Source organism: Actinopolyspora mortivallis DSM 44261 (assembly GCF_000384035.1).
Classification (GTDB): Bacteria; Actinomycetota; Actinomycetes; order Mycobacteriales; family Pseudonocardiaceae; genus Actinopolyspora; species Actinopolyspora mortivallis.
Genome location: NZ_KB913024.1, coordinates 4,161,640 through 4,184,913, shown reverse-complemented (window position 1 = coordinate 4,184,913; position 23,274 = coordinate 4,161,640). Strand labels below are relative to the sequence as shown.

The window sequence follows — 23,274 nt, the reverse complement described above, 5'->3', positions numbered from 1 at the left end:
CCCGGCGCCGTGATCGGCCACGCGGAGGGGATCACCGAGTGGCCCCGCTGTGCCAAGATCGGAGTATGCCAGCCTCGCCAGCCGAGTCCCCCGCCCACGCGAGCCCGTCGGGGACGGTGCTCACCGTGGCCCCGACGGGATCGCACGCCAAGGCCGACGTCCCCGCTCTGCCGGTGGGGAGTGAGGAGGTCGCCGCCGCCGTCGCGGCCTGCGGTCGGGTGGGGGCCTCGGTCGTCGACCTGGAGCCCCGGCACGACACCTCAGTGCCGGACGTGGTCGGCGCCGTCCGCGACCGGACCGATCTCGTGGTGCGCGTGGCCGCCTACGCGCGGTCGGAAACCCTGCGCACGCTGCTGGACTCGGGAGCGCAGGTACTCACCTGTCCCGTGAACGCTCCCCCGGAGTTCGTCTCCGACCTGCGGGAGGGTGCCCGGCAGCGGGGCATCGCGGTGCACTACGAGGTGCGGGACCCGGCCGAGCTGCCACGACTGCGCGAGCTGTGCGAACAGGACGGCTTCCCGCCGCACGTGGTCCTGATGTGCGGAGCCGGTCTGCCGGCCACGCTCGGGGCGCTGGCGGAGGCCGTGGCGGGGTTGCCCCCACGGGCCGGTTTCACCGTCGCGGGCGCGGAGGGCTCGGCCGTGCCCGCCCTGCTCGGTTCGCTGGCCGCGGGGGGTCACGTCCGGGTCGGCATGGCGGACACGCTGGAGTACTCCTCCGGAGTCCCGGTACGGGACAACGCGCAGCTGGTCGCCCGCGCGGCGGGAGTGGCCAAGATCGCCCAGCGGCCCCCGCTGTCGCCGGACCACGTCCGGGGGGTTTTCGGACTGTCCGGGTGAATCCGGGCGGTCACGCGCTCTCGGCGTCCCACGGGCGCTTTCGCCTGCCCTAGGATGGGAGCACAGCGCCGAAGGCCGGCTCCGGCGAGCCCAGCGCCAGATGCAGAGGATACAGCCGTGATCGAAGTGCGCCCGGGAGGGCGTCGACGCATCGACCGGGTCCTGGCCCCGGACTACGTCGACGACCTCGAACAACGCGGTCTGAACGAGGTACGCGAGCTGCGCGACGAGGCAGCCCAGGAGGAGACCGACCTGTCCTATCTGCGCAGGATGCTGCACGCGCGGATCGACATCCTCCGCGCCGAGCGGCGACGACGAGCCGAGAACGGCTCGGCCAGCGTGGTCGAGGAGCTGGTCGGGATCCTCTCGGACAACGTCGTGGGCCCGGCCTCCGGGTCCGGCAGGTACCAGACGCGGGAGCCCTCCCGAGTCCAGGCCCACCGCAGGCACGTGGAGGCCCTGGTCTCCGACGTGGACCTTTCCGACGTGATGTCGCTGTCGGCTGAGAAACTGGAGGCGGCCCTGCGCGTCTTCGAGACCGAGGAGGAGTCGGTCTCCACCCGGCGCAAGCAGGTTCAGACGGTCGTCGACCGCCTCAACGAGGAGATCGCGCGTCGCTATCGCGAGGGGGTCGCCTCGGTGGACGAGTTACTGGCTGCGGAAAGGGACGGGCAGTGAGCGAGTACGGCGCTCCGGTACCGCTGGTCGAACTGGTACGCGGGGAACTGCGGGAGGGAACCCACCACGGCTCGGTGGTGGTGCTGGACCCGGACGGGAACGTGCGACACGCGCTGGGGGACGTTTCCGGGCCGATGTATCCCCGCTCGGCGAACAAGCCGGCCCAGGCCGTGGGCATGGTACGCGCGGGCCTGGAACTGGCGGAGGAGGCCGACCTGGCCATGGCGGCGGCCTCGCACAACGGCGAGACCGAACACGTGCTGCGGGTGCGGGAGATGCTGCACCGCCACGACCTGACCGAGGACGCGTTGCAGTGTCCCACGGACTGGCCGCTGCTGGACAGTGAACGGGACCGACGCGCCGCCGAGGGGTTCGGCAGGCAGCGCATCACGATGAACTGCTCGGGCAAGCACACCGCCATGCTCGCGACCTGCGTGCAACGCGGCTGGGCGTTGGAGGACTACCTCGATCCCAAGCACCCGCTTCAGCTGGAGCTGCACGACACCGTGGCCGAGCTGGCCGGAGAGCCGGTGGCCGCCTTCTCGGTGGACGGTTGCGGTGCGCCGCTGTTCGCGGTGTCCCTGACGGGACTGGCCCGCACCTTCCACACGATGGCCACCGCCGCGCCCGACACGCCGCAGCGCCGAGTGGCCGAGGCCATGCGCTCCCACCCCTGGTTCGTGGCGGGAACCGAGCGGGAGGACACGTTGCTCATGCGCGCCGTTCCCGGGCTGCTCAGCAAGTCCGGAGTCGAGGGGGTGCTGGCGCTGGCGCTGCCGGACGGTCACGCGGTCGCGGTGAAGATCGCCGACGGTTCGGCCCGGGCCCGGCTGCCGGTGGCGGTGGCCGCGCTGCGCTCGCTCGGGGTGGACGGCGAGGCGCTCGCCGAGCTGGCCGAGAGCCCGCTGCTCGGAGGGGGGCGTCCCACGGGGGCCGTGCGGGCGCTGGAGGGCCTGTTCGACTGAGAGGGCCTTCCGGTGCAGGCTCGCTCTCGACCCCGTCCGTCTCCGGTTCGCGGGAGCGCTTTCAGTTGTAGCGTTCGTGGGCGGCCAGATCGGCCCAGAAGTCGCGCAGCGCCTCGTAGCGCTCCCCCACCTCCGTGGTGTGGCCCAGTTCCATGGCGTCCACGATCGAGTGCACGTCGGCCGCCGAGCTGTCGGCGAGCAGGTCCTCGTCGGACATCATCCGCACCAGACCGCCGTAGTCGAGTTCGACGGCCGAGTGGGGGTGGAACCGTTCCAGCCAGCGCCCCGTCTCCCGCAGGATCTTCGGAGGTCCCTCCTCACCGAGGGTGTTCCTGGTGACGGTGTGGGCGCGGGAGACCCGCCGGCGGGCCTCGGACATGGGGGTGCGCCAGTAGACCCGTTCGACGTTTCCCCGCTCGTCGTGGGTGACGACACGCTGTTCCGGGTCGACCACGGCGAACCACGGCAACGGGACGGTCCACGTGGAGGAGATCACGTGCACCGCGCTGGAGGAGAGCTCGTTGACCACGGCCGATGCCTTGGACTTGGCGGTCTCGGCGGGCATCGGCAGCGCGGCGGCACGCAGGGGTGGGTCCGCGGCGCCGAGGAAGCCCACCAGTGCCGCGGCGGCGCGGCCGCGGAGGTCCAGCGGGCACACCAGTGGGCCGGGGCCGACGGGCTCCTCGGCCTCGGCGGGAACGTCCTCGGGGTGCAGCACGAGCACTTCTTCCTGTTCCCGCGCCGTTCCGTCCACTCCTTCTCCGGGAAGCAGACGCGGTCGGACGGACAGTTGGCTACGCAGCCACCTGTGTTGCTCCCGAGCCCCCACTCCGACCGGCTCCACCGCACCCTGATCCAGCGCTTCGGAGAGTTGTTCGTATCGGGGTGACTCGAACGACGACAGGGGCTCGTACACCCTCATGTAGGCGACGAACGGCTCCGGCACAGCGTGTATGTTGCCATGTCGACGTGCCGTTGCCGGCGGTGCCCACCCCGCCGCCGGGGAGCGGGCCGGCTCGCCCGCGGCCGGTGCGGCTCACATCACCGTCCCACGGTCCGGTGGGTGGGCACACCACGTCGCGAAGAACCGCATCGGCACGGTACGGTAGTTACAGGAAAAGGTTGTCGAGATTCATGCGGGGCCGCCGTTCCCCTGGCCGCCCCGCAAACCCTGCGCGAGGGGGTCGAGCCATGGGGCGCGGCCGTGCCAAGGCCAAGCAGACGAAAGTGGCCCGCGAGCTGAAGTACAACTCCCCCAGTGTTGACCTCAAGGCGTTGGAGCGTGAGCTCTCCTCCGACTACACCCCCAAGTGGTACGAAGAGGACGAGTACTACTACGACAGGGAAGACGACTACCGCAGGTGAACGCTCACTCCGCACGGGCGACCCGGTCACTCGTGCGTGGTGGTCGTGCTGTCGAGGTCGAGTCAGCGGGTGGGTTGACGGCCAACAGCTGCCCGGCCGCTCGCCGGTCCGGGTGTGAGTGGGAGTGAGTACGCGGAGACCGCCACGGGCGGGGTGTCACCTCGAACCGGACATCCCCGCCCGTCGGTTTTCGTGACCGGCCTCTGCCCACCGACCCGGCACGGTTGGCGTTTCCGCGTGGGGTTGGGACGAGGTGGTGGGAAGCCGACTCGGTGCGCCGAGGACCGCCCCGCGCACCACACCGTCACGTGCCCCGGGCGTGTTCGGCCGACCAGCCGTCGGTCGGCCGGAAAACCCCGGGTGGGCGGGTGCCGCACCGGCAGGGACACCCGCCGGTCTCGCTCAGAACCTCGGGTGGTTGCCGCGCAGCACGACGCGCTGGTTCTCGTCCGCCTCGGCAACGGCCGACTCCCGGGAGACCTCACCGAGCACCCAGGCGGGAGAGTGCCGGGCGGTGAGCACCGCCAGCGCCCGGTCCACGTCCTCGGCCGCCACCACCGCGACCATCCCCACCCCCATGTTGAAGGTGCGCTCCATCTCGGCGTTCTCGATCCGGCCCCGCTGAGCGATCAGCCCGAACACGGGGTCGGGAGTCCAGGTTCCCCGGTCGATCACCGCGCTGAGCCCCTGCGGCAGCACCCGCTCCAGGTTGGCCGCGAGCCCACCGCCGGTGACGTGCGCGAAGGCCCGCACCTCCGCCTCGGCGGCCAGCGCGAGGCACTCCTTGGCGTAGATGCGGGTGGGTTCGAGCAGCTCCTCACCGAGGGTTCTGCCGAACTCCTCCACGTGTCCGGACAACGGCATCCGGGCCTGCTCCAGCAGCACGTACCGCGCCAGGGAGTAGCCGTTCGAGTGCAGCCCCGAGGAGCCCATGGCGATCAGCACGTCCCCCGGCCGCACCCGGTCCGGGCCGAGCATGTCGTCGGCCTCGACCACCCCCACGCCGGTGGCCGAGATGTCGTACTCGCCCTGTCCCATCATGCCGGGGTGCTCGGCCGTCTCCCCTCCGAGCAGCGCGCACCCGGCCTGTACGCACCCTTCGGAGACGCCCTTGACCAGGCTGCCGATCCGCTCGGGGTCCACCGATCCCGTGGCGATGTAGTCCTGCAGGAACATCGGCTCCGCCCCGCAGACCACCAGGTCGTCGACCACCATCGCGACCAGGTCGATCCCGACGGTGTCGTGGATGTCCAGCGCCTGCGCCACGGCCAGCTTCGTACCGACCCCGTCGGTGGAGGAGGCCAGCACCGGTTCGTTCCACTTGTCCAGCCGGAGCTGGAACAGCCCCGCGAATCCACCGAGCGAGCCCAGCACCTCCGGACGTGTGGCCCGTTCCGCCCAGGGGCGCATTCGGTCCACGGCTTGCTCACCGGCTTCGATGCTGACTCCGGCGTCGGCGTAGGTGGACGCGGGCCCGTCCGGGTCGGCGGCGCCGGAATTCGACCCCGTCAGCAGGTCTTCGGACACGTCTTGCTCCAGATCTGGTGCGAGATTTGATGGTCGACACACGCGTGTGCGTGCGGCACGCTCCACGCTACGTACGGACACGGACGAACCGAGCAACGAGCGCGGGAGGGCGTGGTTGCGCGACGTTCCGCGAGCACCGACCCGCCGCGAACGGTCCGGCAACCGGGCCGGGGCTCTCCCCACACCGGCACGAGAACTCCGAGAGCGCGAGGCCCCGAGATCCCGGGCGAGGAGGAAGTCCGTAAAGCGGCGCCCCACCCGGGCCCGGTCGGGACGTGTGCCCGCGCCGTGCGGGAGGAGGGCCGCTCGTCGCACCGCGACACCACCTCTCCGAGGATACGGTCTAGGGACGGCCGACGGCCTCCTCCGCTCCGTACCCACCGGCCAGCACCGTGTCCTCGGTTGCGGAGGAGTCGGTCTCGGCCACCCCACCGGGGTCCTCCAGCAGGTACTTGCCGATCCGGTCCTCCTCCGGCAGCGGGATCGGGTAGTTCCCGTCGAAACAGGCGGTGCACAGTCGGTTGCGCGGTTGTTCGGAGGCGGCCACCAGTCCGTCCAGCGACACGTAGCCCAGCGAGTCCGCGCCGATGGAACGCCGCACTCCGTCGAGGTCGAGGCCGTTGGCCACGAGTTCGGCGCGGGAGGCGAAGTCGATGCCGTAGAAGCAGGGCCAGCGCACCGGGGGCGAGGCGATCCGCACGTGCACCTCCAGGGCTCCGGCCTCCCGCAGCATCCGCACCAGGGCGCGCTGCGTGTTGCCCCGGACGATGGAGTCGTCGACCACCACCAGCCTTCTGCCGCGGATCACCTCGCGCAGCGGATTGAGCTTGAGCCGGATGCCGAGCTGGCGGATGGTCTGTGAGGGCTCGATGAAGGTGCGGCCGACGTAGGCGTTCTTGACCAGCCCGTTGCCGTAGGGGATGCCGGACTCCTCGGCGTACCCGATGGCCGCGGGGGTTCCCGACTCGGGGACCGGCATCACGAGATCGGCCTCCACGGGGTTCTCCCGCGCCAGGGTGCGCCCGATCTCCACCCGTGTGCTGTGCACCGAACGACCGGCGATGGTCGTGTCGGGACGGGCGAGGTAGACGTACTCGAACACGCACCCCTTGGGTTCCGGGACCGCGAAACGCTGGGAACGCAGCCCGGCCGAGTCGATCGCCAGCAGCTCCCCGGGCTCGACCTCCCGCACGAAGGAGGCGCCGACGATGTCCAGCGCGGCGGTCTCGCTGGCCACCACCCAGCCCCGTTCGAGACGGCCGAGCACCAGGGGACGCACCCCGTGCCCGTCCCGGGCGGCGTAGAGCGTCGACTCGTCGGAGAAGACCATGCTGAACGCCCCGCGCACGGCGGGCAGCAGCTCCATCGCGGCCTGCTCGATGCCCTTGTCGGCGGCCCGCGCGGCCAGCAGCCCGCACACCAGGTCGGAGTCGGTGGTGGCCCGCTGGCAGGCGGAGGCGGAGGTGCTGTTGGGCGTGATCGTGTCGGCTCCCTCGGCCACCGCCCGCTCGAACAGCTCCGAGGTGTTCACGAGATTGCCGTTGTGGCCCAGGGCGAGCCCGCTGCCCGTGGCCGTGGTGCGGAAACTCGGCTGCGCGTTCTCCCAGGTGCCGCCGCCGGTGGTGGAGTAGCGGGCGTGACCGACGGCGACGTGCCCGCTCAGGGAGGCCAGCACCTGCTCGTCGAAGACCTGGCTGACCAGGCCGAGATCCTTGTACACCAGCATCTGGGAACCGTCGCCGACGGAGATCCCCGCCGCCTCCTGGCCGCGGTGTTGGAGGGCGAACAGCCCGTAGAAGGCGAGCTTGGAAACTTCCTCGCCGGGTGCCCACACACCGAAGACGCCGCATTCCTCACGCGGAACGTCCTCGGCCGCCTCGGCTGTTCCCGGGTATGGCAGGTCGGTGACCACCGAAAACTCCCTGTTCAACGGAGCCGGAGTTGCACCTCAGTATAAACTCCCCCCACGCCCGGGATGTCCACCTCCCGAGTGGGCCCGGTCACTGTTCGGCCGGCTCCTGGGGTGTGTTCCCGAAACGCAGCAGCGGCAGCCAGTGCGCCAGGTCCGCCCGGCTTCCCGAGGCGGAGACCTCCCCCCGCTCCACCGCCGTGGACCAGTCCAGCTCTCCCGTCACCAGCAGCAGCCAGGTGCGGGGGTCGGTTTCGACGACGTTCGGCGGCGTCCCCCGGGTGTGTCGGGGGCCCCGCACGCACTGCACCGCACCGAACGGGGGAACACGCACTTCGACGCTGTTCCCCGGGGCCGCGCGCTCCAGCGTGCGCAGACTCAGGCGGACCGCTTCGGCCAGTTCCCGCCGCGCGGGTCGCTCGGCCTCGCCCCGCAACCAGGCGAGCGTGACGGACACCGCCGCGCGGAGTTCGGCGGGATCGACTCGTCGGGCCGGCATGGTCCGTAGCCTACGAGGTTCCGGAAACGAGGTGGGAACCCGTCGCGCGGCTCGTCCGACCCCCCAGGAGCGGGCGGCGGTCACAGCCAGCCGAGCTTCACGGCCCGCACCCCCGCCTGGAAACGGGTCCGCACTCCCGGCACCGAGTCGGGTTCATACCAGGCCCCTGCCGGAACTGGCCACGAAAGGACCTCACACCCTCGTCCTCGACAGGAGGATGACACCATGAGACCATGGTGTCATTGTCGTGGGGAGTGATCGATGATGTCGGAGACGACGGGACTGACGGTGCGGGTTCCCACCGAGATGGCCGAGGCACTGCGTACGACCGCGTTCGCGACCAACACCTCGGTCAACGAGGTGGTCAAGCGGGCCATCGCCGAATACCTGCACCAGCACGCCCGCACCGACACTGTGCGGGAGGCCTTCGACGCCACGCTGCGCCAGCACGCCGTGGCACTGGACAAGCTCAAGGACCTGTGATCGTGGGTCGGACAGCGCGGAGCGTCCTCCGGCAGAGCCGATGACCTGGTACCTGTCCGCCCACGACGTGCAGGAGATGAACGCCCATTTCGTCGGTCCGCACGGTCTTCGTGACTTCGGGCTGCTCGACAGTGCCGTACTCCGTCCCCAGGCCAGCGCATTCGGTGGGGATGCGTTCCCCACACTGGCGGAGAAGGCCGCAGCGTTGCCGCACGGACTCGCTCGTAACCATCCGTTCGTCGACGGCAACAAACGCACGGCCTGGTCGGCCACCGAGGTGCTCTGCCGTCTCAACGGATATCAGCTGTGTCCTGCGGACCAGGGAGAAGTGGTCGCTTTGGTCGTCGATACCGCCGAAGGACAACTCGACGTCGCCACCATCGCGAGCACTCTCAAAACCTGGGCAACACCACTCGACCTTCCACCGCTGCCCTGATCTCGACAACGACTCCGGAAAACTTGTCCGACCGTCCCCGGTCACAGCCAGCCGAGCTTCACGGCCCGCACCCCCGCCTGGAAACGGGTCTGCACCCCCAGCCGCCAGATCAGCTCGCGGACCCGCCGGTGCGCGGTGCGGGAACTGAACCCCATGTGTCGCCCGATGGCCTCGTCGGTGGCTCCCGAGGCCAGCAACGAGAGGATCCAGCGCTCCTCCTCGGAGGGCTCCTCCCCGGGTTCCCGCCCCCCGTGCTCGGCGGTCTCGCAGCCCAGCGGGGCGGACAGCCGCCACAGTTCCTCGAACATCCCGACCATCGAGGTGAGCAGGGTGGAGCCGCGCAGCAGCACCGCGCTCTCCAGGGTGTCGCCGGAGGAGGTCAGCGGCAACAGGCCGATCTCCTCGTCCGCCAGCAGCAGCTTCATCGGGGCCAGATGCACCACACGTGCCTGACCGCCCGGTTCGGGCGGGGTCACGGGGCCGTCCTGCCGCTGTCGTCGGCACAGCGCGGACCGCTCGTAGACCACGCGGTACTCCACCCCCTCGGAGAGGCCGGGGCGCTCCGGGGTGTCGGGAGCCTCGGTGGCCGCGTAGGGCGGTTTGACCACCTCGCTGACGGTACGGGTCGCGTTGCGTCGCAGTCTGTGGGCGATGCTGCCGACGCGTTCGGCCCCGTGCACGACGCGGAGCACGCCGTCCGCGGTGCGCTGTGTCGTCCTGACCACGGACTCAGCCGCGCGCCGTGTCCTGGTGTGCGGTTCGCGCTCGTCCCGGGGCTGTCCGGCGGGTCGCAGCATGTCGGCTTGAGTGCTCGGCACGGTGGCCCCTCTCGGTGGATGCACGGCCCGATCGGGTGTCCGGGTGGTTACCCGTTCCCGAACAGCAACGTATCCGAACCGAACACGTTCAGGAACCCACTTTTGGCGGAGACCCCCCACCCCCAAGGCTGAGGCTCGCGGGGGAGCGAGTACCTCCCCTGCGGGACACCGCCGCGGAGGGGCCGAACCGGTGGGTCCGACCACACCGACGGCGGCACACACGCGGCACGTGGTTTCAGGTGACGACCACCAACCGACGCAGCCGCGAGCGAACGGCCCGTACGTAGCTCAACGCGGTCTCGGAGGAGTAGGGAGCCTGGCGACCGGAGAGTTCCTCCTCCGGCCACACCCCGTACTCCATGCCGTAGTGCAGGTAGAGTTCCATCTCCTGCTCCGGATCGAGATCGCCCTCCCGCAGCGGAACGCACGGGGCGGTCCGCACGGACTCCCTGTCCACGGCCACGGTCAACGTGTCCCCGTCGAACGCGGCCCCCTCCAGGGGAACGTAACTCTCGTTGGTCCCGAACAGCCCGGTCTGCACGGTGATCCACACCGGTTGTTCGGTGTCGACGTCCACGAACATCCGCCCGACGACGCCGAGACGGTGACCTTTCGGATCGAACGCGTCACACCCGGTCAGCCGTAGTGCCTCCCGTTGTCCGATCATGATCCAACCACCTCCCGCCCACCTGCTCGCCCCGACACGAGCATCGCCTGTCAGTCTGCCCGCTCGACCGCGTCGAGGCATCCCGCCGAAAGCGGAAGTCCCCTCTTCCGTTGTGACATCGAGACCGACGGCGGCAACCGACGGCACGTCTGACACCGTCTGGGTGGTCGGGACGAACCCCGGGTACTTCCGTGTGGAAGGCTCCGGGCGAGCACGACGAACACCCCCGGACGAAAGCGAGAACACATGAGTGAGGACTCCGTTCCCTCCTACGCCCCGCAGATCACCGACGAGATGCGGGAACAGGCGAAGCGGACCCCGGACAGCTGGCTCTACATCGTCGACCCGGCCTACGAGGCTGCGGGCGAGAACGTCCCCCCGGAAGGGGTGGTCGGCGCCTTCCGAATCGATGCGAACGGGGAGATCGACGAGGACTTTCACCCCAACGAGGAGTACGAGCCGAAGGCTCCGACGATCGACCCGGTGAACGAACTCGAACGGGTCCTCGAACGGATCTCCACGGGCAACGCCCCGGAGACGGAGCTGCCCACGGCAGTGCTGGCCGGCGAGGTGGTGCTCTACGCCGAGCACGACGGTGACGAGGACCTCTACGAAGCCGAGCTGGACGACGGCAGCAGGCTCGTGCCCGCCTGCACCTCGGAGCAACGGGTTCCCGAGGACTGGCCGAGCCACCGCACCGTCCCCGGCGACCAACTGCCCCGACTGCTGGGCGGTATCGACCTGGGACTCAACCTCGACGACCCGATACGCGCGGTGATCCCCTACGACATGCTGGTCGACGCGGCCACGGAGCAGTGAGCCCCGCCCGCACGAGGGCTCCGGCCCGCCAGGAACCCGTAGTCTCGGGCGTGTGACAGAGGATCTACGGGGAACCGGCCCAGGCCCGATAGAGCACTACGCGCTGCTCTCCGACCTCCGCACCTCCGCGCTCGTCGGCAGGGACGGCTCGATCGACTGGCTCTGTCTGCCCCGTTTCGACTCACCCTCGTGCTTCACGCGGCTGCTGGGTGACGAGCGACACGGACACTGGCGGATCACCCCGACCTGCCCGGTGCTGCGGGTGCAGCGACGTTACCGCGACCACTCGCTGGTGCTGGAGACCGACTTCCACACCGAGTACGGCACCGTGCGACTGGTCGACACCATGCCCCCGCACGACGGAAGCCAGCACGACCAGCCCTGCGTGGTCCGAACCGTCGAGGGCGTCACGGGAGAGGTCGAGATCCGGGTGCGCTGGGTGGTGCGTTTCGCCTACGGCCACTCGAAGCCGTGGGTGCGCACGGTCCGCGAGCGCGAACCGGTGCCGGACGAGTACCTGTTCGCGCTCGCGGGCCCGCACACCGTGGTGCTGCGCGGGGACCGGCTTCCCCGCCGCAAGGAGGACGAGCGGGCCCACGAGACCACGTTCACCGTGCGCGCCGGAGAGCGGTACTCCTGGGTGATGCAGTGGGCCCAGAACCCGGATGCTCTCCCGCCTCCCAAGGACCCGGTCCAGCAGGTGCGGCAGAGCGAGGCGTTCTGGCGGGACTGGTCGAGGCGGATCACCTACAACGGACCCCACCGGGAGGCCGTCCACCGCTCACTGGCCACCCTCAAGGCACTGACCTACTCCCCCACCGGGGGGATCATCGCGGCCCCGACCGCCTCACTGCCGGAGGCCCTCGAGGGCAACCGCAACTGGGACTACCGCTACTGCTGGTTGCGGGACGCCACACTGGTGCTGCTGGCCCTGGACAACTACGGCTGCTCCGCCGAGGCCGCCGCGTGGCGACGCTGGCTGCTGCGCAGCGTGGCCGGGGACCCGGCGGACCTGCAGATCATGTACGGGGTGGGTGGGGAACGCCATCTGCTGGAGTGGCAGCCCGACTGGCTGCCCGGCTACGAGGGCAACACCCCGGTGCGCATCGGCAACGCCGCCTACGGGCAACTACAGCTGGACGTGTTCGGCGAGGTGATGGACGCGCTGCACCTGGCCCGGGAACGCGGGGTCACCGAGACTCCGGACTCCTGGGCGTTGCAGCGGGGAATGCTCAAACACCTGGAGACGATCTGGGACCGCCCGGACAAGGGGCTGTGGGAGGTGCGCGGTCCGGAGCGGTACTTCACCCACTCCCGGGTGATGATCTGGGTGGCCTTCGACCGCGCCGTGCGTGCCGTGGAGGAGGACGGTCTTCCCGGTCCCGTCGAACGGTGGCGCGGGATCCGGGACACCGTGCGCGAGGAGGTGCTGCGGCACGGTTACGATCCGGAGCTGGGCGCGTTCACCCAGTACTACGGGGGTAAGACGCTGGACGCGGCCACCCTGCTGATTCCCGCGCTCGGGTTCCTGCCCGGCGACGACGAACGGGTCCGCGGCACGGTGTACGCGGTGGAGCAGCAGCTCCGCCACGGGGTGCTGGTCGACCGCTACAGCACCCACGAGGGAACCAGCTCGGTGGACGGACTCACCGGACGCGAGGGGTCCTTTTTGGCCTGTTCGTTCTGGCTGGTCGACGCGCTGGCGTTGTGCGGACGCCGCCCGGAGGCCGAGCGCATGTTCGAGGAACTGGTGGGCATGGCCAACGACGTTGGGTTGCTCTCCGAGGAGTACGACGTGCACTCGGGACGGTTCACCGGCAACTTCCCGCAGGCCTTCAGTCATCTGGCCCTGGTCAACTCGGCGGCCGTGCTCTACGGGGGGCACACTCGCAACGAGACCAGTCGGCGCGACGGACGAAGGAGCGAGCGTTGAAGGCTGCGACCGTGGTTCCGGGCAAAGCGGACTCCCCCGCTGTCGAGGAGCTCGCCGACCCGACTCCGGAACCAGGGGAACTGCTGGTCGAGGGACTGCTGGCCGGGGTGTGCGGCACCGACGAGGAGGTGGTCGGCTCCAGGCACGGATCCGCACCCCCCGGCAGCGACCGGTTGGTGCTGTTCCACGAGTCGCTCGGGCGGGTGCTCTACGCCCCGGCCATCAGCGGTTTCCGCGAGGGCGACCACCTGGTGGGGGTGGTGCGCAGACCCGATCCGCAGCCGTGCGCGGCGTGCGCGGCGGGTCAGTGGGACTTCTGCCGCAACAACGACTACACCGAGTGCGGTATCAAGGGACGTCACGGTTTCGGCGCCCAACGGTGGACGGTGGAACCGCGCTTCGCGGTTCCGGTGACGCACCGACTCGGAGAGCTGGGTGTGCTCACCGAGCCCGGCTCGGTGGTGGCCAAGGCCTGGGAACAGGCCGAGAACGTCGGCACACGCACGTACTTCTCGCCCCGCCGCGTGCTGGTCACCGGCGCGGGACCCGTGGGGCTGCTGGCCGCGCTGATGGGGGTGCAGCGGGGGCTGGAGGTGCACGTGCTCGACCGGGTGACCGAGGGGGTCAAACCCGGGCTGGTGCGGGACCTGGGGGCCACCTACCACACCTGCCTGGACGAGCTGGGCTTCGAGCCGGAGCTGGTGTTCGAGGCGACCGGTTCGGGGGAGGTCGTGTTCGACGTGCTGCGCCGCACCGCGCGCAACGCGATCACCGTGCTGCTCGGGCTTTCCGGCAGTGACCGGACCGTGCGGGTGCCCGCCGGAGCCGTCAACGACGAACTCGTGATGGACAACGACGTGGTGATCGGCAGCGTGAGCGCCAACCTGCGGCACTACCGCCACGCGGTGCAGGCACTGGAGCAGGCCGACCCACGGTGGCTGGGCAGGTTGATCTCGCGCCGGGTTCCGCTCGACAGCTGGCCGGAGGCGCTGCGCCCCGGTGACGACGACGTGAAGGTGGTCGTGGACCTGCGGCGGTGAGCCCGACGAACACACCCGGGTTCTTCCGTGCTCGCGGGGACTCCGGGACCGCCCGTGGGCCCCTTTCCCTCCACACGGGACCGTCGGGTGGCGGGAGAGTTCAGTCCCGGCCCTGTTGTGTATACAGTGACGGAACCATGACCCGACGTCGGTTACCCCTCCGCGCGGCCCGGCGGGCCGCCCCGCTCGTGGCCCTGGCACTGCTCACCCTCACCGCCTGCGGCGGTGGGGACGACTCCGCAAACCCGCCTCCCTCCCCGGAAGGCGTCTCCACGACCGACGGGACGAGCCCGCCCCGCCCACCCTCACCCTCCGTCTCCGCGACCGACTCCCCGACCTCCTCCACCGGGACAGAGCCGTCGAACAGCCGGCGTCCCCTTCCCCCCAGCGAGGAGTCGATCTCCGAGAGTGCTCCTCCGAACAGCCACTCCCTGGCCGATGTGGACCCCTGTCGACTGCTCACCGAGAGGCAGCGGACCGAGGTGGGGCTGCCGCGCGTCTCCCCCGACGACGGGAAGCAGCGCGGCTGCGAGTTCTCCCCTCCCGAGGGGGACGGCCCGAGCACCAACGCCTCGCTGACCGTGCACGAGAACAGCGGCCTGGACGAGTTCACCGGCATCACCGGCGGTCCCGAGGAGACCACCGTCGCCGGACATCCGGCCCGGATCCAGTGCGAGTACGGGAACTGCCTGATCGGCATCGCGGTGACCGAGAACTCCCGGGTGGATGTTCAGTCCACGGTGCTCGGTGACGACGCGGCCACCGAGGAACTGGGGCGCCGGATCGCGCGCATGGTGATCGGCAACCTCTCCGCCGTGTGACTGCCGAGCCTCACTCTCCCCGGAGTCGGGACTTCCGCCGGACCGAGCGGAGGCCGGGCCGCGGTCACCGTGGCTCCGTGCCTCCCTGCCGGCTCAGCCGTGTGGCGAACTCCGGGTGCGGGCGGTCGACGAGTACCCGCGTGCCGTCCCCCGCCGCGCGGGCCCGCACCACACGCGGAACACCGCCCAGGCTGAAGGGGACCGCGGCCAGCAGCATCGCGGCGAAACCGGCCAGCAGGGACACTCCGAACGCGGCGGCCGTCTGCCCGGTGACCACCCTGCCCAGCACACCCCCGAGCACCGCGAGCAGACCTCCCCAGAACAGCACCTGCGCCGCCCCGAACCACCGCAGGCGCATCGCGCGGCACCGGCGGCACAGCGGCCACCCGCGCACTCCGACGACGGCCACCCTGCGCGCCCGCTCACCGAACCGGCCGAACAGCCCGAGAACATTGCCCCCGCCGAGCACACGGCTTCCGGAAACCTCCACCCGGGACTGCAACGCGAAGTCGATCCTGCGGACGCACGGCGCGCCGTGCCGCACACAGACCCCGGGAAGACGCTGCGGGGTGCACGCCTCGGCGGGGAACTCCAACGTCGCCTCCGGAGTGCCGGACGCCTCGTCCACCGCCCCTCCCTCCCGTCCCGGAACGCACCGGGACGAATCGTATTGATGGCCGACAATACCGTAGGGTAGGGTTCCTCGGAAACGGGAATCACCACAGGGGGGACGGGAGTGTCTTTCAAGGCGAACCCAGATAGCATAGAATCCTTCGGAACGAAGCTGGGCGAGCTGGCGAACGATTCCAACAAAGCGGCCTCCTATGTCGAGGAATGGTTGGAAATCAGCGGTTCCGACTCTCGGATGTACGTCACCGCCGCCTCCGCCGCGGAAAACGCCAGAACGGCACTGGTCGACAACTACGAGAAACTGAAGAAACTGCAGAACGAGGCCGCCACCGAAATCGACAAGGCGGCTGCCCTGTATGAGCGCCTGGACCGGGAAGAAGCCAGCAGGCTGGACCGAAGCTACGAATGAGACACGACGATGAGTAACTCACCGGCTGCCCGGCTCGTGGAGCCGACCTCGACGGATCCCATTCCCGACCTGGCGGAGAACGTCATCGGGGTTTCCCAGTACATCAGTCTCTCCTATTGGGTCGGTTGGGCCGCCGAACAGGTGTGCGGAACAAACCCCTGGTTGTGGATCGGTGAACAGATCGGTGGCGACTGGGAGAAGGTCCAGAAAGCGGGAGTGGCGCTGGAGAATCTGAAGGATTTCAACGCCGACTTCGCCGGCGAACTGAGATCCGCTTTCGACGAGGTCTCCCACGACTGGTCGGGAGTCGCCGCCGACAACGCCGAGACGTACTTCACGTCACTGGCCGAGTCGATACGGCAGCAGCAGGACACCCTCGACGACCTGGCCAACCAGTTCAAGGACATGGCCGTCGGCATGTACGAGACGGCCAACGCCATCAAGGGCTTCCTGGAGATGCTGCTCGACCTGCTGATCGCCATCGCCCTGGAGGCCGCCGCGGCGGCGGCGAGCAGCTACACCGTGATCGGGCCCGTCCTCTCCGGAGCCGCCATGGTCGCCACCATCAGCAAGGCGATGGGCGTCTGGGGCCAGGCCCTCGAAGCGCACACGATCGCTTGGAACTCCGTGCAGGCCACCACCGGACTCGTGGCCGGTTACGCCTCGGCGTTGCAGGACATAGACAGGCACAGCCTTCCCGAAGGCGACTACGACCACCCCGGAGTCTGATGTGGCTGGTTCCGAGGAAGAACCCACCCTGGACGTGGCGCGCGGCGACCGGGCGCTCTCCGAACACCTGAAGAACTCGCTGCGGCTGCTGCGCGGCAAAACGGACGACACCGAGTTCAGGAACATGGTGGACGACATCCTCGCGGGGCGCTCCAGCCTGCGCGAGGCCGTCTCCGCCCCGGCCTTCGACAGGGTGCTGAGCCCGTTCGTCTCCCAGGCCGCCGAGAAGTTCGAGAACCTCTCCGAGCAGGAGTGGCAGCAGCTGGAGGAGACCGGCGAACGGCAGTTCGCCGAGTTCCGCGAGGAGCTCTCCCGGCGGGAGCGGCAGGCCCGCACCGCCGAGACCGAGACCGAGGAAGCCGAGGAGGAGGACTTCAGCCAACGGAGCTGGCTGGAGTGACCGGGCGCCCGCCCACGACACGGGTGTGCCCCGCTCGCCACGAGGCGGCGGGGCACAACACCCGGATCGACGGGGACGGGGTCAGACCTCCCCGGCGATGAACGCCTCCACGGCCTGGTAGGCCTCCGAGTCGGAGTACTGCTCCGGCGGGGACTTCATGAAGTAGGAGGACGCCGACAGCACCGGCCCGCCGATCCCCCGGTCCGCGGCGATCTTGGCCGCTCGGATCGCGTCGATGACGATGCCCGCCGAGTTCGGCGAGTCCCACACCTCCAGCTTGTACTCCAGGTTCACCGGAGCGTCCCCGAAGGCACGGCCCTCCAGTCGGATGTAGGCCCACTTGCGGTCGTCCAGCCACGGCACGTAGTCCGACGGGCCGATGTGCACGTTGCGCTCGCCCAGGTCACGCTGGACCTGCGAGGTGACCGAGTTGGTCTTCGAGGTCTTCTTGGACTCCAGCCGACCGAGCTCCTTCATGTTCAGGAAGTCCATGTTGCCGCCGACGTTGAGCTGCATCGTGCGGTCCACGTGCACCCCGCGGTCCTCGAACAGCTTCGTCAGCACCCGGTGGGTGATCGTCGCCCCCACCTGGGACTTGATGTCGTCGCCGACGATCGGCACGCCCGCCTCGGTGAACCTGCGCGCCCACTCCGGGTCGGAGGCGATGAACACCGGCAGCGCGTTGACGAAGGCGACCCCGGCCTCCAGGGCGCATCGGGCGTAGAACTTGTCCGCCTCCTCCGAACCGACGGGCAGGTAGGAAACCAGCACGTCGGCGCCGGACTCGGAGAGCGCCCGCACGACGTCGACCGGCCGCTCCTCCGACTCGGAGATGGTCTCGGAGTAGAACTGCCCCAGCCCGTCCAGCGTGTGGCCACGCTGGACCGTGACACCGAGCGGCGGGACGTCGGCGATCTTCATCGTGTTGTTCTCGCTGGCCACGATGGCTTCGGACAGGTCGCGTCCGACCTTCTTCGCGTCCACGTCGAACGCCGCGACGAACTCGAGATCACCGACGTGGTACCCGCCGAAGTCCACGTGCATCAGCCCCGGCACGCGCCCCGCCGGGTCCATCTCCGCGTAGTAATGCACGCCCTGCACCAGCGACGCGGCACAGTTGCCCGCACCGACGATCGCCACCCGGACCTTGTTCCCCGTTGCCTCGCCGTGACGATCTCCGCCCATGGTCGCCGGCCTCCTTCTCGGTCGTGTCCCGTTCGTCTCCTGTCCAAGCTTCCACCCGACGGGTCCCGATCACTTCGAGTCGGCCTGCTGCGCGGCCCGCTCGTGGGCGATCAGTTCGTCGAGCCAGCGAACCTCCAGCTCGCTGTGGTCCAGCCCCAGGCGGTGCAGCTGCGCCGTGTACCGGTCACACTGCTCGTCGGCTCTGGCCAGGATGGCGCGCTGGCCCTCCCGACGCTGTTCGAGGCGTCGGCGACGGTTCTCCAGAATCCGCATCCGGACCGGCGCGGGGGTGCGCGCGAAGAACGCCAGCCGCACGTCGAACGTCTCGTCCTGACACGCGCGCGGCCCGCAGTCCTCGACCAGCTCCACGAAACGGTCCCGCCCCGCCCCGGTCAACCGGTACACGCGTCGGGCCCGTCGCGACCACTGCTGTGCGCCCTGCTCGTCGGGCTCCTCCTCGATCAGCCCGGCACGCCGCATCCGGCGCAACGTCGGGTAGATCGTTCCGCAGGAAAACGCGCGGATCTCCTGGAGCCGCTTGCGCAGCTCGTACCCGTGCATCGGCGTCTCGTGCAGCAGACCGAGCACGGCGAACTCGAGCATCCTCACCCCTCCTGCGGATGAAGCCCCACGAGCAACACCCCGATCGGATTATATCGCCCCGATATATCGGCACGGAAACCCAGCACACCGTGCGGCCCGTCCGAGAACTCCGCGGACCGCTCCTGCCTCCCGAACGGAGGTCGAGCGGACACGTGGAGGTGTTCCACACCACTCCGTCGGTGGCTGTGCCCTGAACGGCCCATGGAGATCGAGCGCACGGCACGTACGCTGTGGGCGTGCGGACCCAACGGCAAGTGGTGGATTACGCGTTGCGGCGACGGTCGCTGCTCGCGCAGCTCCATGCTGGCCGCGTCGGGGTGACGGAGGTCTGTGACGCGGGCCCGTACCTGTTGCAGGCCGCCAGATTCCATGGTGAGTCCAGCGACGTGGTCTGCCCGGTCTGCCGCAAGGAACGGCTGACCTACGTATCGTGGGTCTTCGGCGAGGAGCTCAAGCACGCCGACAACTCGGCGCGCAGCAACGCCGAACTGGCCCGCATGGCCACCATGTTCGAAGAGTTCAACGTGTTCGTCGTCGAGGTTTGTCGTACATGTAACTGGAACCACCTGGTGCAGTCGTACGTCCTGGGGACCGGGGGCCGACACGGCCGTGGCCGGGGACGGAGAACTGCCGCAGAGTGAGCACGCATCCTCTCCCGGCAGCACCCCGACTGCCGGTCGACGTGAACGCATCGAACGGCGTCTGTCGACGCCTGTCCCGGAGGACGACTACTCGTGAGTGACGAGCGTGAGGACCGCCCCGAGGGCCGCCGTCCGGAACGGCCCTCCGAGGGGCGGGAGCCGGAACGCGGGCAGCATCCTGCCCGACCCCCGTATGCGCGGGATCCGAGGAACCCGAACGGGCAGGCGAACACGCCCCCCGGCGCCGTGGGCAACGATCAGCAACGGCCTCCGGAGCAGGGCGAACCCCAGGGCGCCCCGCCGCCACCGGCCCAGCCTCCGCAGGGCCAACACCCTCCTCGGCCCGGGCCTCCCACCACCCAGGGCCCCGGCCCGCACCCCGGCCACGGCTCGGCCGACAACCAGCCGTTACCCGGGCCACCACCCGCCGCAGGGCCACCGCAGCGGCCCCCGCAGCCTCCTCCGGGCGGTCAGCCCGGCCCGTCCGCGCCACCGCCCGGCGCGCCCCGTCCCGGACAGCCGAGCGGTGAGCCCGCCTGGCCGCAGGAGGACTCCCGTCCGCGGTGGCCCGGTGAGGCTCCACGAAACGGCGGAACCGGCCCCTCACCGGAGGACCCGGAGGCCACCGTCCGGCAGCCGGCCGTGCCACCGCACCCCGAACGGCCCGGCACCGCCGCCGGGCCGCAGCCGCCACGTCCCGAACACGGCCGTGCGGGCGCGGTGGGTCACGGCGCCCCGCCGCCCTCCCCGGACGAGACGCCCACCACGACGACGCCCGCCGTGCCGCCGGGTGCACAGCAACCTCCAACCACACGCGTGCCCCACCATCCCGGCCAGGGGGATCCCGGGGAGCGGCCGACCGAGCACATCGCCTCGGTCCCCCCAGCACCCGGGGCCGACGAGCACACCCGTCAACACCCCGCGATCGGTGGGGACCGGAACGTGGCCGCCGCGTTGAACGGCGAAGCCTCCGCGGACAACTCCGCGGAACGAACCAGGATCACCGGCCCACCGGCGGCAGGTGCTGCCGGTGCGGCCGGTGCTGGGGCCGCCGGAGCCGCCGCGGCGGGCTCCGGGAACGCGGCCGGGGGCAACCAGACGGACCCGCCCACCGAGGTGTCGCGGGAACCGACCGAGGCCGAGTCCACCCGGGTGGCCGCCTCCTCCCCCGAACAGGGGGAGGATCCCGGTCTGCTCACCCACCGTTCCGAACACGGCGGGTACAACTACTACGCGCGGGAACACGAACCCGACCCCTACGAGGACGAGTTCGAGGCGGGTCACCGCTCGTCCGGTGCCCGGGAAGGTGGTCTCGGCCGCGACGAGCACGACGACTTCGACCTCGACGACTTCTCCCCTCCAGAGGACCCGGATGACGAGATGAGCGCCGCCCGGAAGAAACACGGACGCAGAAAGGTCTGGCGCGGCATCCGCCGCACCTGCTACGTGGCCGCCGCGCTGATGATCGTGGCTCCGGCCGCGGCGTTCGCCTGGTGCTACTTCACCTTCGACATCGCCTCCCCCCAGGAGACCGCCGCGAACTACAACACCAGTCTGGTGGTCAACTACTCGAACGGGGAACTGCTGAACAAGTTCTCCCCCTCCGAGGGGGAGAGCCGGGTGCTGATCGACAGCCTCGACGAGGTCTCCCCCGACATGCTGCACGCCACCATGGCGGCCGAGGACGCGGACTTCTACAGCAACCCGGGCTTCTCGGTCAGCGGCATAGGCCGGGCGGTGTACAACCAGCTCACCGGCGGGCAGGGCGGTGGTTCGACCATCACCCAGCAGTACGTCAAGCTCAGCACCGGCAAGGACGACCACTCGCTGACCCGTAAGTTCACCGAGATCGTCCGGGCGTTCAAGCTGACCAACCAGTACGACAAGAACACGATCCTGAAGGCCTACCTCAACACCGCCTACTACGGCAGGGGCGCCTACGGGATCGTCAACGCCGCCGACGCCTACTTCGACAAGAAACCCAGCGAGCTCAACGCCTCCGAGTCGGCCGTGCTCGCCGGGATGGTGCAGCTGCCCCGGGACAACGACCCCAGGGTGAACCAGGAACGGGCCCAGCAGCGCTGGGACTACGTCACCGGCGAGATGGTCGACAACGGCTGGCTCGATCCACAGCGGCTGGAGGAGATGAGCCTGCCCGAGACCGAGCCCCGCATGGACTGGACCGGCTCCACCACGGCCGTGCAGCTGCACATCAAGCAACGCATCCTGGAGGAGCTGGAGGAGCACGGCTACACCCAGGGCGAGATGACCAGCCAGGGGTTGCAGGTGGTGACCACCCTGGACCAGCAGGCCCAGCAGGCGGCGGTGCGGGCCGTGAACCAGGTCATGCAGGGACAGCCGGACAAGCTGACCCCCGCCCTCTCGGCGGTCGACCCCGAGACCGGCGCGGTGCGGGCCTACTACGGTGGCGGCGCGGTCGGCAGGGACTGGGCGGACTATCCGCAGCCGCCGGGTTCCTCGTTCAAACCGTTCGTCACCCTGGCCGGGTTGGAGCAGGGCTACGGCATCGGCGAGGTCTACGACGGCTCCTCCCCGCAGACGATCCGGGGCACCGAGTACGCCAACGCCGCCGGGGTGCGGTGCGACAACCCCGAGCGCTGCGGTGTGCGCGAGGCCACCAAGAAGTCGGTGAACACGGTCTTCGTGAACATGGCCAAGGAGTTCGGGGCGGACAACGTGGCCGAGGCCGCCCACGAGGCCGGGATCCCGCACGAACGCACGGTGAACGGGGAGAAGACCAAGACGCTGGTCGACCCCGACAGCGGCGCGACCGGTCTCGGCATCGCCCTCGGGGCCTACGGGGTGTCCACCACGAACATGGCCAACGCCTACGGCAGCCTGGCCGACGGGCAGCGGGCCGAGCCGAACTTCGTGCAGAAGGTCGTCACCAGTGACGGGGAACTGGTGGAGGAGTTCGGCAACGATCCGGAGCCGGCCTTCTCCGCCAGCAAGTCCAAGAGCCGCAACCTCGCGGCCAACGTGACCGAGACCATGCGCGACGTGGCCGACTACTCGCACCTCTCGCTGGACGGCAACCGCCCGGTCGCCTCCAAGAGCGGGACACACCAGCTGGGCGACACCGGGCACAACGCACGTGCCTGGTACGTGGGCTACACCCCGCAGATCTCCACGGCGGTGTCCCTGAACGCCGAAACGAAAACCGGTCCTGATCCCCTGCTGGACAAGAACGGGTCCGACATCTACGGGGCCAACCTGCCGGGGGACATCTGGCAGACGTTCATGGACGCCTACCTGGAGGGCAAGCCGGTGGAGAAGCTGCCCGAACCGGACTCGAGGATCGGGCAGTACTCCGTGCCCCCGCCTCCCGCGCCGGAGACCTCGGAGGAGGAGGCCCCGGAGAGCAGCGAGCCCCCCACGTCGAGCAGCGAACCGCCCACCAGCTCGTCGACTCCCACGTCGAGCGACACACCGACGAGTTCCCCCACCGAACCGCCGGAGACCACCGAATGCAGCCCGTACTGGGATCCGGACTGCGAGCCCGATGGGGACAACGGCGAGGAACCGCCCCCGCCGGGCGAGCGGCCCCGCGCGCAGGGGGCGCCGGAAGGCCGCGAGCCGGACTACGGCTAGCCCGTGGACTTGAGCGGACACGGACGCGTCGTGCCTTCCGGAGTCCGCACACCCGAACAGAGTGTGGAACGAAGAGCGCGGCCGGTCGCGACCGGCCGCGCTCTTTCATACGTGAAGGCAGATTCCTCCCCGCGACTTCCTTCGAGACGGGCGCTCGTGCTACGGGGCGAGCCGTTCGGACAGTCCCTGTTTGGTCTACTCCATCCGGAAAACCAGCGTCCCCATACTCGTCACAACCAGAGCAGCAGTCGCCATAAAACAACTTG

General features: G+C 69.9%; 24 protein-coding genes. 15 read left to right on the top strand and 9 right to left on the bottom strand.

Annotation, left to right across the window (positions count from 1 at the left end):
- Positions 1-65: 65 nt before the first annotated feature.
- The 3 genes from ACTMO_RS0119680 to ACTMO_RS0119670 all read left to right on the top strand — a co-directional run bounded on the left by ACTMO_RS0119680 (position 66) and on the right by ACTMO_RS0119670 (position 2,482).
- Complete coding sequence (locus tag ACTMO_RS0119680) at positions 66-839, top strand: 3-keto-5-aminohexanoate cleavage protein (protein ID WP_033401587.1); 774 nt, start codon at positions 66-68, stop codon at positions 837-839.
- Between the two features lie 117 nt (positions 840-956).
- A complete protein-coding gene (locus ACTMO_RS0119675) occupies positions 957-1,517 on the top strand; it encodes an RsiG family protein (protein WP_019856397.1) in 561 nt (186 codons plus the stop codon).
- On the top strand, positions 1,514-2,482 hold the full coding sequence (locus ACTMO_RS0119670) for an asparaginase (protein WP_019856396.1): 969 nt from the start codon (positions 1,514-1,516) through the stop codon (positions 2,480-2,482). The genes ACTMO_RS0119675 and ACTMO_RS0119670 overlap by 4 nt, the downstream gene beginning before the upstream one ends.
- A gap of 61 nt (positions 2,483-2,543) precedes the next feature.
- Here ACTMO_RS0119670 and ACTMO_RS0119665 read toward each other — a convergent pair whose 3' ends face one another.
- The gene (locus ACTMO_RS0119665; RefSeq protein ID WP_019856395.1) at positions 2,544-3,428 is read right to left on the bottom strand and encodes a DUF8083 family protein; all 885 of its coding nucleotides are present in this window, start codon (positions 3,426-3,428) and stop codon (positions 2,544-2,546) included.
- 245 nt (positions 3,429-3,673) lie between these two features.
- Here ACTMO_RS0119665 and ACTMO_RS22680 point away from each other — a divergent pair, with 245 nt between their 5' ends.
- On the top strand, positions 3,674-3,847 hold the full coding sequence (locus tag ACTMO_RS22680) for a DUF3073 domain-containing protein (protein ID WP_019856394.1): 174 nt from the start codon (positions 3,674-3,676) through the stop codon (positions 3,845-3,847).
- A 402-nt stretch (positions 3,848-4,249) separates the two neighbouring features.
- On the opposite strand, the gene purM is transcribed toward ACTMO_RS22680, so the two are convergent.
- From purM to ACTMO_RS21575, 3 genes are all read right to left on the bottom strand, one after another.
- Complete coding sequence (gene purM, locus ACTMO_RS0119655) at positions 4,250-5,374, bottom strand: phosphoribosylformylglycinamidine cyclo-ligase (protein WP_019856393.1); 1,125 nt, start codon at positions 5,372-5,374, stop codon at positions 4,250-4,252.
- 343 nt (positions 5,375-5,717) lie between these two features.
- Positions 5,718-7,286 carry an amidophosphoribosyltransferase gene (purF, locus tag ACTMO_RS0119650; RefSeq protein ID WP_026449426.1) on the bottom strand — a complete coding sequence of 523 codons (1,569 nt, stop codon included), beginning with the start codon at positions 7,284-7,286 and terminating at the stop codon, positions 5,718-5,720.
- Between the two features lie 88 nt (positions 7,287-7,374).
- Entirely contained in the window at positions 7,375-7,782 is a 408-nt protein-coding gene (locus ACTMO_RS21575) for a sterol carrier family protein (protein WP_033401586.1), read from the bottom strand.
- Positions 7,783-8,043: 261 nt separating this feature from the next.
- Between ACTMO_RS21575 and ACTMO_RS0119640 the strand changes: the two genes are divergently transcribed.
- Entirely contained in the window at positions 8,044-8,265 is a 222-nt protein-coding gene (locus ACTMO_RS0119640; protein WP_019856390.1) for a ribbon-helix-helix protein, CopG family, read from the top strand.
- 40 nt (positions 8,266-8,305) lie between these two features.
- Positions 8,306-8,701: a type II toxin-antitoxin system death-on-curing family toxin gene (locus ACTMO_RS0119635; RefSeq protein ID WP_019856389.1), complete on the top strand. Its 396-nt coding sequence runs from the start codon at positions 8,306-8,308 to the stop codon at positions 8,699-8,701.
- A gap of 41 nt (positions 8,702-8,742) precedes the next feature.
- On the opposite strand, the gene ACTMO_RS0119630 is transcribed toward ACTMO_RS0119635, so the two are convergent.
- Both ACTMO_RS0119630 and ACTMO_RS0119625 read right to left on the bottom strand, forming a co-directional pair.
- Positions 8,743-9,519, bottom strand: coding sequence for a helix-turn-helix domain-containing protein (locus ACTMO_RS0119630; RefSeq protein WP_245556271.1), 777 nt, complete (start codon positions 9,517-9,519; stop codon positions 8,743-8,745).
- Positions 9,520-9,754: 235 nt separating this feature from the next.
- The gene (locus tag ACTMO_RS0119625; RefSeq protein WP_019856387.1) at positions 9,755-10,186 is read right to left on the bottom strand and encodes a PRC-barrel domain-containing protein; all 432 of its coding nucleotides are present in this window, start codon (positions 10,184-10,186) and stop codon (positions 9,755-9,757) included.
- A 246-nt stretch (positions 10,187-10,432) separates the two neighbouring features.
- Here ACTMO_RS0119625 and ACTMO_RS0119620 point away from each other — a divergent pair, with 246 nt between their 5' ends.
- From ACTMO_RS0119620 to ACTMO_RS0119605, 4 genes are all read left to right on the top strand, one after another.
- Positions 10,433-11,005, top strand: a complete 573-nt coding sequence (locus ACTMO_RS0119620) for a type VII secretion system-associated protein (RefSeq protein WP_019856386.1) — start codon at positions 10,433-10,435, stop codon at positions 11,003-11,005.
- Between the two features lie 52 nt (positions 11,006-11,057).
- Entirely contained in the window at positions 11,058-12,938 is a 1,881-nt protein-coding gene (locus ACTMO_RS0119615) for a glycoside hydrolase family 15 protein (protein WP_019856385.1), read from the top strand.
- Entirely contained in the window at positions 12,935-13,978 is a 1,044-nt protein-coding gene (locus ACTMO_RS0119610) for a glucose 1-dehydrogenase (protein ID WP_026449424.1), read from the top strand. The genes ACTMO_RS0119615 and ACTMO_RS0119610 overlap by 4 nt, the downstream gene beginning before the upstream one ends.
- Positions 13,979-14,115: 137 nt before the next feature.
- Positions 14,116-14,799 (top strand): DUF3558 family protein, encoded by a 684-nt coding sequence (locus ACTMO_RS0119605; RefSeq protein WP_019856383.1) that lies wholly within the window; start codon positions 14,116-14,118, stop codon positions 14,797-14,799.
- 64 nt (positions 14,800-14,863) lie between these two features.
- Here ACTMO_RS0119605 and ACTMO_RS0119600 read toward each other — a convergent pair whose 3' ends face one another.
- Positions 14,864-15,427, bottom strand: coding sequence for a hypothetical protein (locus tag ACTMO_RS0119600; protein WP_019856382.1), 564 nt, complete (start codon positions 15,425-15,427; stop codon positions 14,864-14,866).
- Between the two features lie 108 nt (positions 15,428-15,535).
- Between ACTMO_RS0119600 and ACTMO_RS0119595 the strand changes: the two genes are divergently transcribed.
- The 3 genes from ACTMO_RS0119595 to ACTMO_RS0119585 are packed head-to-tail and all read left to right on the top strand — an operon-like array spanning position 15,536 to position 16,967.
- Complete coding sequence (locus tag ACTMO_RS0119595) at positions 15,536-15,838, top strand: type VII secretion target (protein ID WP_211212997.1); 303 nt, start codon at positions 15,536-15,538, stop codon at positions 15,836-15,838.
- Between the two features lie 9 nt (positions 15,839-15,847).
- Positions 15,848-16,567 (top strand): hypothetical protein, encoded by a 720-nt coding sequence (locus ACTMO_RS0119590; RefSeq protein ID WP_033401585.1) that lies wholly within the window; start codon positions 15,848-15,850, stop codon positions 16,565-16,567.
- Position 16,568: 1 nt separating this feature from the next.
- Entirely contained in the window at positions 16,569-16,967 is a 399-nt protein-coding gene (locus tag ACTMO_RS0119585) for a hypothetical protein (RefSeq protein WP_019856379.1), read from the top strand.
- An 81-nt stretch (positions 16,968-17,048) separates the two neighbouring features.
- Here the strand turns inward: ACTMO_RS0119585 and ACTMO_RS0119580 are convergent, their stop codons facing one another.
- Positions 17,049-18,152 carry an inositol-3-phosphate synthase gene (locus ACTMO_RS0119580; protein WP_026449423.1) on the bottom strand — a complete coding sequence of 368 codons (1,104 nt, stop codon included), beginning with the start codon at positions 18,150-18,152 and terminating at the stop codon, positions 17,049-17,051.
- Between the two features lie 69 nt (positions 18,153-18,221).
- The gene (locus ACTMO_RS0119575; RefSeq protein WP_019856377.1) at positions 18,222-18,755 is read right to left on the bottom strand and encodes a PadR family transcriptional regulator; all 534 of its coding nucleotides are present in this window, start codon (positions 18,753-18,755) and stop codon (positions 18,222-18,224) included.
- Positions 18,756-18,985: 230 nt separating this feature from the next.
- Between ACTMO_RS0119575 and ACTMO_RS0119570 the strand changes: the two genes are divergently transcribed.
- Positions 18,986-19,396: a DUF5318 family protein gene (locus ACTMO_RS0119570; RefSeq protein ID WP_019856376.1), complete on the top strand. Its 411-nt coding sequence runs from the start codon at positions 18,986-18,988 to the stop codon at positions 19,394-19,396.
- An 816-nt stretch (positions 19,397-20,212) separates the two neighbouring features.
- Positions 20,213-23,008, top strand: a complete 2,796-nt coding sequence (locus ACTMO_RS21570) for a transglycosylase domain-containing protein (protein WP_019856373.1) — start codon at positions 20,213-20,215, stop codon at positions 23,006-23,008.
- The last annotated feature ends 266 nt before the right edge of the window (positions 23,009-23,274 follow it).